The sequence below is a fragment of the Cryobacterium sandaracinum genome (genome assembly GCF_004403415.1).
Lineage (GTDB): Bacteria > Actinomycetota > Actinomycetes > Actinomycetales > Microbacteriaceae > Cryobacterium > Cryobacterium sandaracinum.
In genome coordinates this window covers 80,476-90,850 of sequence record NZ_SOGO01000008.1, presented here as the reverse complement: position 1 = coordinate 90,850, position 10,375 = coordinate 80,476, and the positions used below count along the sequence as shown (strand labels likewise).

Below are 10,375 nucleotides of genomic sequence, written 5' to 3'. Positions count from 1 at the left end.
GCACCGGTCGCGGCACCCGCACCGGTCGCGGCACCCGCACCGGTCGCGGCACCCGCACCGGTCGCCGCTCCCGAACCGGTCGCGGCACCCGCACCGGTGTTCGCGCCCACACCGGTCGCGGCACCCGTTGCTGCTGCGGCTCCTGTCGCTGCCCCCGTCGCCGCCCCAGCACCTGCCGCTGCCCCCGTGGTCGCGCCGGAGCCGGCCGTCTCCCGCGGATCGCACGCGGGAACATCCGGCTACGTCACCCCCATCGTCCGCAAACTCGCGAACGAGGCCGGCGTCGATCTGTCTCGCGTGGTCGGAACCGGTGTCGGTGGACGCATCCGCAAGGAGGACATCGCGCTCGCCCAGGCCAGCGCTCCCGTCGGGACGGCTGCAGCAACAGCTCCGGCCGTGGAGGTTTCCGCCCTGCGCGGGACCACCCAGCCCATGTCGCGTCTGCGCAAGGTCGTCGCCGAACGCGCCGTCATCTCGATGCAGTCATCGGCTCAGCTGACCACGGTGGTCGAGGTCGACGTGACCCGGGTCGCGATTCTTCGCGACCAGGTCAAGGCCGATTTTCACGCCAAGACGGGTAACAAGCTGTCCTTTCTGCCGTTCTTCGCTCTCGCTGCAGCCGAGGCACTTCAGGCCAACCCAATCATCAACGCCACCATTAACGGCGACACGATCGTGTACCCGAGCCAGGAGAACATCAGCATTGCGGTCGATACCGAACGCGGCCTGCTGACCCCGGTCGTGCGCAACGCGGGCGAACTCGATCTGGCCGGATTCGCCGCTCAGATCGCCGATCTCGCTCAGCGCACCCGCGACAACAAGCTCAAGCCCGACGAACTGTCTGGTGGAACGTTCACGCTGACCAACACCGGTTCGCGCGGTGCGCTCTTCGACACCCCGGTCGTCTTCCTGCCGCAGAGCGCCATCCTCGGCACCGGGGTTGTCTACAAGAAGCCCATCGTCGTCAGCCAGGGTGGCCTCGACGCGATCGCGATCCGCTCGACCGTGTTCCTGGCTCTGTCCTATGATCACCGCATCATTGACGGCGCGGATGCTTCACGCTTCCTCGTCACCATGAAGCAGCGTCTCGAGGCAGGTGCCTTCGAAGCAAACCTCGGCATCTAGTCGATGTCGTCCGTGAGACCGGACCTTGACTAGTAGTCGAAAATATCCCTGATTCGCCAGCCGGCCTCGCCCTTGACCACAAGGACCGAGGCCGGCTGTCGTTCTGCATCCGGGGCCTGAAGCGACACGAGCGCGACATCCCCCATTCGCTCCACCAGAACCGCCGCCCACGACGACCAATCCTCGAATTCAGCGACCTCGCCGCCCTGTTGCATCATGCGCAGGGTGTAGCTGTCGGCCGCCAGAGCCGCCGATTGCGCCTGGTGCACGGCATCGAGGCAGACCACCGAAACCTCCGCAAGGCACCGGCTGCGGACCCGCAGCAGGGCCGGAAGCGCGACCACCGGGTCGTCACCGGTCACCACGGCTTCCTCTCGGGGAGACCCGTCGCCGCCTACTTCGTCGCCGTCAGCGGTGGTCGACTCGGCCGGCTTTGAGGAGCCCTCCGGCCGCGCTCCGTCGGTGTGTGCGGATCCACCCGCGGCCAGCGCCATCACCGCCAGTCCCGTACTCAACAGGGCCACGAGGGCCACGAGGAGCAGCGGCCCACGGCGGAGGCGGAACCGCCGGCCCAGCAGCGACTTCAGCCCACCGGCCGGGTGACCTTCCCACAGCCGGCCAACCGCCGTGCGAGCACGCGAGACCCGGCTGCCGAGCATCCGTTTGGCCCGGGGATCCTCTGCGGCAAGGCGGACCTTCTCCGTGGGAGCACGTCCGACGAAATCGTCAATCAGAGGTCTCCGGAGCCAGTCGACGGCCGGTTGCGGCCCGCTGACGGCCTCGGGGCTCCGACCCAGCCTCACCGGCCTGGCCTCGGCCCAGGCGAACAGGAGATGCTCGACCTCGCCCCAGGTGCGGGCCGCCGAGCCAGCGGCCGGCACCGCACACCACCGTTCCAGGTCGCGGAGGACCGTCGGGACCGGCACGACGGGATCGACGTGGTCGAGCACCGTCCGGATGACCTGCGCGAGCCGGCCGTGCACCAGGGCGAGCGCCTCGGACCGCCCGCGACCGGCCTCGGGCAGCGCCCGGAGCTCTCCCAGCCCGGTCAGAACCGGGCGCCCGCTGGAGTCGAAGAGAATGCTCGCGAGGCTGACGGCCGGATGGATCAGGCCGATGGCCTGCAGCTCCGCCAATGCGGCCGCGATCGGCGCCAGGATCGTGACCGCCTCCCCGGGAAGCAAGTGGCTGCGGCCCTCCAGAAAGCCGCTCAGCGACCCGCCCGTGAGCTGTTCCAGTACGAGGCAGGTGCGGCCATCGGCCAGGGTGCCGACATCGACGAGCGTGGTTAGCCGTCCGACCGTCAGGGTGGTCAGGGCTTGGACCTCCCGTTCGATCGAGAGGTCATCCATTCCCGGATGGAAGACCTTGAGCACGACGGACGTCGCGGAGCCACCCTGCTCCCACCCCCGCGCCTCATCCCCGGTCGAGGTCGACGGGGACGGCGCCACGCCCACATACAGGTCGGCCCGGTCGGTTGACGCCAAGCGCCGCAGAGCGCGGTAGCCTGCGACCAATGTGGGGCCGCCGCCGGGTACCGAGCCGGTCGAGTGCGGCGGGGACGCGGGCCCCGGATTGCGGACGCGTCGACCGCGAGTTCTCATACCGGACATGCTGGCCTCGCCGCTCCCCTCCCGGCCGACCCAGACTCGGTTCGGGGACAACCGGGCCGCCAACCCCGTGGGGAGGAGCGCCGGGGTTTAGGATGAGTGCATGCTCGACTTTGTCGTCGCGGGGCTAAGCGCCAACTCCGTGCCGTATGTTGAGGGCCTTGAGCTCCAACGCGCAGTCCACCGTTCCGTCGTCTCCGGGGAGAGGCCGGACACCGTCATCTTTCTCGAACATCCGAGTGTGTATACCGCCGGGAAGCGCACAGCTCCTGAGGAGCGTCCCCGAAACGGAACCCCCGTCATCGACGCGGACCGCGGTGGGAAGATCACCTGGCACGGCCCCGGGCAGCTGGTCGGGTATCCGGTTATTCGCCTCCGGGAGCCCGTCGACGTCGTCGGCTACGTGCGCCTCCTCGAGGGGATCCTCATCGACGCCCTCCTGGGCTTCGACATCGTCGGCTGCCGAATCTCGGGCCGTTCAGGAGTCTGGGTCGGCCCGGAGGGCCGGGAAGACAAAATCGCCGCCATCGGAATCCGCGTCGCGGAAGGAGTGACCATGCACGGCTTCGCCCTCAACTGCAACAACTCGCTCGAACCCTACGACCACATCATCGCCTGCGGGATCAAGGACGCCGGCGTCACCACCATCTCGAGAATGGTCGGCCACGACGTGAAACCGGCCGACCTCATCGCCCCCATCACGGCCCAGTTCGAGACCGTCTGGGCGGTGTCCGCGTGAGCGCGGCGCCCGAGGGACGCAAGATGCTCCGCCTTGAGATCCGCAATATGGAAACGCCGATCGAACGTAAGCCCGCCTGGATCAAGACGGTGGCGAAGATGGGACCGGAGTACCGCAAGCTCCAAAACCTGGTGAAGGGCGAAAACCTGCACACCGTGTGCCAGGAGGCCGGCTGCCCTAACATCTTCGAATGCTGGGAAGACCGCGAGGCGACCTTCCTGATCGGCGGGTCACAGTGCACGAGGCGGTGCGACTTCTGCCAGATCGATACCGGCAAACCTGCCGAGTACGACACGGATGAGCCGCGCCGCGTCGCGGAATCCGTCGTCAAGATGAATCTGCGCTACGCCACGGTGACGGGCGTCGCCCGCGACGACCTGCCCGACGAGGGCTCCTGGCTCTACGCGGAGACCATCCGGCAGATCCATCAGCAGAGTCCCGGAACCGGCGTCGAGATTCTGGTCCCGGACTTCTCCGGCAACCCGGACCACCTCGGCGAGGTCTTCTCCGCCCAGCCCGAGGTCTTCGGCCACAATGTGGAGACCGTCCCGAGAATCTTCAAGCGAATCCGGCCGGCATTCCGCTACGAACGGTCCCTGGACGTCCTCACCCAGGGCCGCGATGCGGGACTTATCACGAAATCGAATCTGATCCTGGGCATGGGCGAGGAGCGCGCGGAGGTCAGCCAGGCCCTCCAGGACCTGCATGACGCCGGGACCGACATCATCACGATCACCCAGTATCTGCGGCCGAGCGCGCGTCATCTGCCCGTGGCCCGCTGGGTGAAGCCGGAGGAGTTCGTCGAACTCAAGGAGGAAGCCGAGGCCATCGGTTTCCTTGGTGTGCTCTCCGGCCCGCTTGTGCGCTCGTCCTATCGGGCCGGCCGGCTCTGGGCCCAGTCCATGCTGGCGACCGGTCGCGAGGTTCCGCCGCAACTGCGCCACCTGGCGGACGCATCCCTCGGGTTCGCGCAGGCGGTCTCCTGATCAAAAATCGGTCACGAGACATTCGGGTGACTGGGTAGTCTTGGAACCATGGCACGCAGCAAGGACAAGACTCCCCGCCCCCCCAAGAAGCCCGGCCGCATGAAGCAAATGTGGCAGGTGTTCCAGATGACACGTCGCTACGACAAGAAGATCGTGTTGTTCATGGTTCTCGGCTTTGTGGTGCCCGTCGCGGTCGCGCTGGGACTTGCCCTTATTCTGTCCCCCGGAAGCATCCTGAATATCGTCTTGTGGACGATTTCGGGTGTGCTCACCGGAATCCTCGCCATGCTCATCATCCTGGGCCAGCGGGCCGAGAAAGCCGCATACACGCAGATCGAGGGCCAGCCCGGCGCCGTCGGCGCGGTGCTGCGCGGTTCGCTGAAGCGCGGTTGGGTGGGAAGTGAGATGCCCGTCGCCGTCAACGGCAAGACTCAGGATGCCGTGTACCGGGCTGTCGGCCGCGGCGGCGTGGTGCTGATCAGTGAAGGGCCGCGCACCCGAACGACCCGCATGCTCGAGGAAGAGCGCCGGATGGTGACCAGGCTCGGCGGCAGCATCGCCGTCACCATCATCAGCGTCGGCCCCGACGCCGATGCCGTGCCGCTGCACAAACTGGCCCGGCGCCTCACCCGGATCAAGCCCACCCTGACCAAGGCCGAGGTGCTCGCCGTGAACAACCGGTTGAATTCCATGACCAAGAAACTGCCGATCCCCAAGGGCGTCGACCCGATGAAGGCGCGTCCGCAGCGCGGAAACTAGGCTCTTCCCCTCGCGGCTCAGGCTAGGAGCGGATGAGCACCGTTCCCGCGACCTTGTCGTGGAAACCGCGCTGGTCCGAGTCCCAGACCAGAGCGGGGGCCGCCAGCCCGAGCAGCAGGGACCGCACGACGGGGCGCCACAACCCGACCCAACCCGGCTGGAGCGGAACGACCCGGAGCCCGACCAGACGGTGGCCGATGCTGCCGCCAATGGTCGGGATAAACACGATCTGGAGCCCCACGAAAATGGCGGTCACAGCGAAGCCGTTGACCACGCCGCTCGTGCTGAAGAACAGTGCCGCCGCCCCGTAGGCCAGGGCCCAGTCCAACGCGAGGGCGCCGATCCTGCGGCCGACGCGCCCCACGGAACGGGTTCCCTCGTTCGGCAGGCCGAGGCGTTCCCCCGGCCAACGGCTCGGTGGAAGTTGTCCAAAAGTGGTCGAATTCGAGGCTGCGGCAGACACGGGCTGAGTCTACCGAGCGGGCCCCGCTGTAACATGTGTGAAACATAAGCGTCACTGCCGGGTAATGGCATCCCAGTAGCCTCAAAAGAGCCGCAGCGCGCGACTTACACGTTCTATGCCCACGTCGTTTGGAGAAAAAACCGCATGTTCCGCGATTCGTCAGAAGTGCTCAAGTTCATCAAAGACACGGACGTCAAGTTCCTTGACATCCGTTTCACCGATTTGCCGGGTGTTCAGCAGCACTTCAACATCCCCGCGTCGACCGTCGATGAGGAGTTCTTCACGGTCGGGCAGATGTTCGACGGTTCGTCGATCCGCGGTTTCGCGTCGATCCACGAATCCGACATGCAGCTGATCCCGGACGTGACCACGGCCTACATCGACGCGTTCCGCACCGAGCGCACCCTCATCATGCTTTTCGACATCTACAACCCGCGCAACGGCGAGATCTATTCGAAGGACCCGCGTCAGGTTGCCAAGAAGGCCGAGAAGTACCTGGCTTCGACCGGGATCGCGGACACCGCATTCTTCGCTCCGGAGGCCGAGTTCTACATCTTCGACGATGTTCGCTACGAAGTGAACCAGCACTCCAGCTTCTACTCCGTGGACTCCAGCGAGGGTGCCTGGAACTCGGGCAAGGAAGAGGTTGGCGGGAACCTCGCCAACAAGACGCCTTTCAAGGGCGGCTACTTCCCCGTCAGCCCGGTCGACCAGCACGCCGACCTGCGCGACGACATCTGCCTCAAGCTGATTGACGCCGGACTCATCCTGGAACGCAGCCACCACGAGGTCGGCACCGGCGGCCAGGGCGAGATCAACTACCGCTTCGACACCATGGTGCACGCAGCCGACGATCTGCTCAAGTTCAAGTACATCGTCAAGAACACCTCGGCCGAGTGGGGAAAGACGGCCACCTTCATGCCGAAGCCTCTGTTCGGCGACAACGGCTCCGGCATGCACACGCACCAGTCACTGTGGGCCGACGGCAAGCCCCTTTTCTACGACGAGTCCGGCTACGGCGGACTGTCCGACGTCGCCCGCTGGTACATCGGTGGTCTGCTCAAGCACGCACCGGCCGTACTCGCCTTCACAAACCCGAGCGTCAACTCCTACCACCGTCTGGTGCCGGGGTTCGAAGCTCCCGTCAACCTCGTCTACTCGGCGGGCAACCGCTCGGCGTCCATCCGGATCCCGATCACGGGCACAAACCCGAAGGCGAAGCGCATCGAGTTCCGCGCTCCCGATGCCTCGGGCAACCCGTACCTCGCCTTCGCCGCCCAGCTGATGGCCGGACTGGACGGCATCAAGAACCGGATCGAACCGCACGAGCCGGTCGACAAGGACCTCTACGAGCTTCCGCCCGAAGAGGCCAAGAACATCCCGCAGGTTCCCGCATCGCTCGGCGAGGCCCTCGTAGCCCTCGAGAACGACCACGACTTCCTGCTTGCCGGTAACGTCTTCACGCCCGAACTGATCGAAACCTGGATCGACTACAAGCGTGAGATGGAAATCAAGCCGCTCGCGCAGCGTCCGCACCCGTTCGAGTTCGAGCTCTACTACGGCGTCTAGACCGTAGCCCCGGCAACCGGCTGGGTATAGGCAGGAGGACCTCATCCCCTCGGGGATGCGGTCCTCCTGCCTGTACCGGACCTACCCGCCGAAGGGGCCGGCGCGCTCCACCGGCCCGTAGAACAGGCGCTCGAACACCGCGCGGGCGCGGCGGGTCACCGAGAGGTATTCCTCCTCGAGCTGGTTGGCAGAGCCCGGCGGGTATTCCATCACCCGGGCGACGCCCTCGAGCTGCACGCGGTCGGTCGGGAGGACATCCGCGGTCTTGTTGGTCCAGAGGGTGATCGCGGACCGGCAGCGGGACGCGAAGAGCCACGCGGCGGTGAGAGTTTCGGCATCCGTCTCGTTGACCAGGCCCGCGGCGACGGCCGCGCGAAGGGCGCCGAGCGTCGACGAGGTGCGCAGCTCGGCGATGTCGGCCGCATGCTTCAGCTGAAGCAGCTGCACGAACCACTCCACGTCGCTCAACGACCCTCGGCCGAGCTTGAGGTGCCGGTTGGGATCGGCGCCCTGCGGCAGCCGTTCGTTTTCGACTCTGGCCTTGATCCGCTTGACCTCACGGATCGCCTGTTCGCTGATCGATGACGGATACCGCACCTCGTCGGCGACGGCCTCGAAGTCGGCCAGGAGCCGGGCGTCGCCGGCGACTCCTCTCCCCCGCAACAGCGCCTGTGCCTCCCAGGTGAGCGACCAACGCCGATAGTAGGCCTCGTAGGACTCGAGGGACCTGGCAACGGAACCGTTCTTCCCCTCAGGGCGCAGCCCGATGTCCAGGTCCAGAGGCAAGCGGTTGTCATCGGTGAGCCGCGACAATTCCTTGACGATGAACTTCGCCCGGTCGTGGGCTGCCTCGCCGGTGAGGGTGCCCGGGCGAAAGACGTACATCACGTCGGCATCCGAGCCGAACCCCAGTTCCGAGCCGCCGAACCGGCCCATGCCGATCACGGCGAATTCGATCCCGTCGGCGTCCTGACCGTCTTCGGCCCCGTCGAGCGTGGTGCCACGGATGGCGGCGAGCACCCCCTCGATGATGGTGGCGGTGACGTGGGTGAGCCCCGTCGCCAGCTCGTCGATGCTGACCTGGCCCAGGATCGCCGAGAACGCCAGCCGCAGCATTTCGCGGCGCCGGGCCGTGCGCAGGATCGAGGCGGCCGCATCCGGGCTCTCGTGCCGTGCCAGCACGGCGCGGGCCTCCTCACGGAGGGTGGCCGCGCTGCGGGGCCGCAGGTCGTCCTCGTCTTCCAGCCAGGCCACGGATTCGGGAATCGTCTCCAGGAGCTCGCCGACGAAACGGGATGAGGACAGCACCCGGGTGAGTCGCTCGGCGGCCCCGGATGAGTCGCGGAGCATGCGCAGGAACCAGTAGGTCGTACCGAGACTGTCGCTCAGGCGCCGGAACGCGAGCAGCCCGTAGTCGGGGTCGGCTCCCTCGGAGAACCATTGCAGCAGCACAGGCAGTAGATTGCGCTGAATCGTCGCCCGTCGGGACACCCCGCCGGTGAGGGCCGCGATGTGACCGAGGGCGCCCTTGGTATTGCGGAATCCGATGGCGGCCAGCCGGGCCTCGGCCTGGGCGCTGGTGAGGCCCAGCCCGCCCGCGGGAAGCGCGGCCACCGCCGACAGGAGAGGGCGGTAGAACAGGCGCTCATGCAGGCCGCGCACCCGGTGCTTGGTGTTCAGCCACCGGACGCTCAGCTGGGCGGCGTTCGGGGCGAGCCCGGTCGCCCGGGCGAGGACGCGCAGGCTCGACTCGTCGCGCGGGACAAGGTGGGTGCGCCGGAGCTTCTCCAGCTGCAGGCGGTGCTCCATCAGCCTCAGGATGCGGTACTCCTGAGCGAACTCGGCCGCTTCAGCGCGCCCGACATATCCGCTCTCGGCCAGCGCGGTCAGCGCTGGCAGGGTGCCGGCCTGCCGAACCGCCGGATCCGCCTGACCGTGCACGAGCTGCAGAAGCTGCACGGTGAACTCGATGTCGCGGAGGCCGCCGGGGCCGAGCTTCAGCTGCACGGCGACTTCGTCCTCCGGAATGTTCTTGGTGACGCGCTCGCGCATCCGCTGCACGGACTCGACGAAATTCTCCCGGCTGGCACTGGTCCACACCTTCGGGGACACCGCCGCCACATACCGGCCACCGAGCTCGAGGTCGCCCGCCAGCGGTCTGGCCTTCAGCAGCGCCTGGAACTCCCAGCTCTTCGCCCAACGGTCGTAGTAGGCCAGGTGAGACTCGAGGGATCGCACCAGGGCGCCGGACTTGCCCTCGGGACGGAGGTTCGGGTCCACTTCCCAGAGCTCGGGTTCGACGGCGGGCTGATTCAGGCCCCGCATCAGCAGGATCGCGAGCCGGGTGGCGATATCGACCGCGCGCGGCGCTTCCAGGCCGGCGGCCGGGTCACCCTCGGCGACGAAGATCACGTCGACATCACTGACGTAGTTCAGTTCGCCGGCGCCGGCCTTGCCCATGCCGATCACCGCGAGCCGGGTGGCGCGCACCTCTTCCTCCGGGAATACGCCTCGCCCCGCGACCAAACCGGTGGACATGCTCCGCGCGACGGCCAAGGAGGCCTCCAGCGCGGCGGCCGCCAGGTCGGCGAGCGTGCGGGCGACGGCGTCCAGGCCCGCGACCGGGTCGGCCTGCTCGAGGTCGTAGGCGGCCAGCTGCGCCAGGCGGCGCCGGTAGCGCACCCGCAGGGCGACCCAGCCCTCATCGTCGACGAGGCTGGCGAACCCGTCCCGGGTACCGACCGCATCCAGCAGGTCCTCGATCAGTTCCGGCAGGTCGGGAAGGGTCGTGAGCGGCTGGGCGAGAACCGTCAATTCCTCCGGATGACGCAGGAAGAACTCGGTCAGTCCGCTCGACGCGCCGACGACCCGCAGCAGCCGCTGGGTCTGCTCCGGGTGCAGCAACAACGCCCGCACCTCGTGCGGTGCCTGGCGCAGCAGCGAAACGAGGGCCGCGAGGGCGGCATCCGGGTTGGCAGTCTTGCCGAGCAGCGGCAGCAGTGCGGCCGATTCGGGTCCGCCCAGGTCACCGACCTCATCCAGCCGAAAACGCACCTCTCGTAGCTCGACGAAGCCTACCCGGGCGAGCTCGGTCAGGGTCAGCTGTTCCCGTGCCATCGGGTCT

The 10,375-nt window shown here is 67.4% G+C and carries 8 protein-coding genes; 5 read left to right on the top strand and 3 right to left on the bottom strand.

The window, feature by feature from the left end:
• Nucleotides 1-1,125, top strand: a 1,125-nt coding sequence (locus E3T25_RS02535; RefSeq protein WP_134371952.1) for a 2-oxo acid dehydrogenase subunit E2, incomplete at its 5' end; no start/stop codon positions are given.
• 29 nt (nucleotides 1,126-1,154) lie between these two features.
• On the opposite strand, the gene E3T25_RS02530 is transcribed toward E3T25_RS02535, so the two are convergent.
• A complete protein-coding gene (locus E3T25_RS02530) occupies nucleotides 1,155-2,729 on the bottom strand; it encodes a protein kinase (RefSeq protein WP_166785929.1) in 1,575 nt (524 codons plus the stop codon).
• Between the two features lie 109 nt (nucleotides 2,730-2,838).
• On the opposite strand from E3T25_RS02530, the gene lipB reads away from it, so the two are divergent.
• Genes lipB through E3T25_RS02515 form a run of 3 tightly spaced genes read left to right on the top strand, consistent with a single transcriptional unit; the run spans nucleotide 2,839 to nucleotide 5,219 of the window.
• A complete protein-coding gene (lipB, locus tag E3T25_RS02525; protein WP_134371948.1) occupies nucleotides 2,839-3,474 on the top strand; it encodes a lipoyl(octanoyl) transferase LipB in 636 nt (211 codons plus the stop codon).
• Nucleotides 3,471-4,460, top strand: a complete 990-nt coding sequence (gene lipA, locus E3T25_RS02520) for a lipoyl synthase (RefSeq protein WP_104101966.1) — start codon at nucleotides 3,471-3,473, stop codon at nucleotides 4,458-4,460. Before lipB ends, lipA begins: the two co-directional genes overlap by 4 nt.
• Nucleotides 4,461-4,508: 48 nt before the next feature.
• On the top strand, nucleotides 4,509-5,219 hold the full coding sequence (locus E3T25_RS02515; RefSeq protein ID WP_134371946.1) for a DUF4191 domain-containing protein: 711 nt from the start codon (nucleotides 4,509-4,511) through the stop codon (nucleotides 5,217-5,219).
• 22 nt (nucleotides 5,220-5,241) lie between these two features.
• Here E3T25_RS02515 and E3T25_RS02510 read toward each other — a convergent pair whose 3' ends face one another.
• Nucleotides 5,242-5,682 carry an RDD family protein gene (locus E3T25_RS02510; protein WP_134342906.1) on the bottom strand — a complete coding sequence of 147 codons (441 nt, stop codon included), beginning with the start codon at nucleotides 5,680-5,682 and terminating at the stop codon, nucleotides 5,242-5,244.
• A 144-nt stretch (nucleotides 5,683-5,826) separates the two neighbouring features.
• Here E3T25_RS02510 and glnA point away from each other — a divergent pair, with 144 nt between their 5' ends.
• Nucleotides 5,827-7,251 (top strand): type I glutamate--ammonia ligase, encoded by a 1,425-nt coding sequence (glnA, locus tag E3T25_RS02505; protein ID WP_104101957.1) that lies wholly within the window; start codon nucleotides 5,827-5,829, stop codon nucleotides 7,249-7,251.
• 81 nt (nucleotides 7,252-7,332) lie between these two features.
• Here the strand turns inward: glnA and E3T25_RS02500 are convergent, their stop codons facing one another.
• Nucleotides 7,333-10,368, bottom strand: a complete 3,036-nt coding sequence (locus tag E3T25_RS02500; protein ID WP_134371944.1) for a bifunctional [glutamine synthetase] adenylyltransferase/[glutamine synthetase]-adenylyl-L-tyrosine phosphorylase — start codon at nucleotides 10,366-10,368, stop codon at nucleotides 7,333-7,335.
• Between the last annotated feature and the right edge of the window lie 7 nt (nucleotides 10,369-10,375).

Coding starts and splice junctions, on each gene's coding strand:
- E3T25_RS02530 (WP_166785929.1), bottom strand. CDS start 2,729: ATGAGAACTCGCGGTCGACGCGTCCGCAATCCGGGGCCCGCGTCCCCG.
- lipB (WP_134371948.1), top strand. CDS start 2,839: ATGCTCGACTTTGTCGTCGCGGGGCTAAGCGCCAACTCCGTGCCGTAT.
- E3T25_RS02515 (WP_134371946.1), top strand. CDS start 4,509: ATGGCACGCAGCAAGGACAAGACTCCCCGCCCCCCCAAGAAGCCCGGC.
- glnA (WP_104101957.1), top strand. CDS start 5,827: ATGTTCCGCGATTCGTCAGAAGTGCTCAAGTTCATCAAAGACACGGAC.
- E3T25_RS02500 (WP_134371944.1), bottom strand. CDS start 10,368: ATGGCACGGGAACAGCTGACCCTGACCGAGCTCGCCCGGGTAGGCTTC.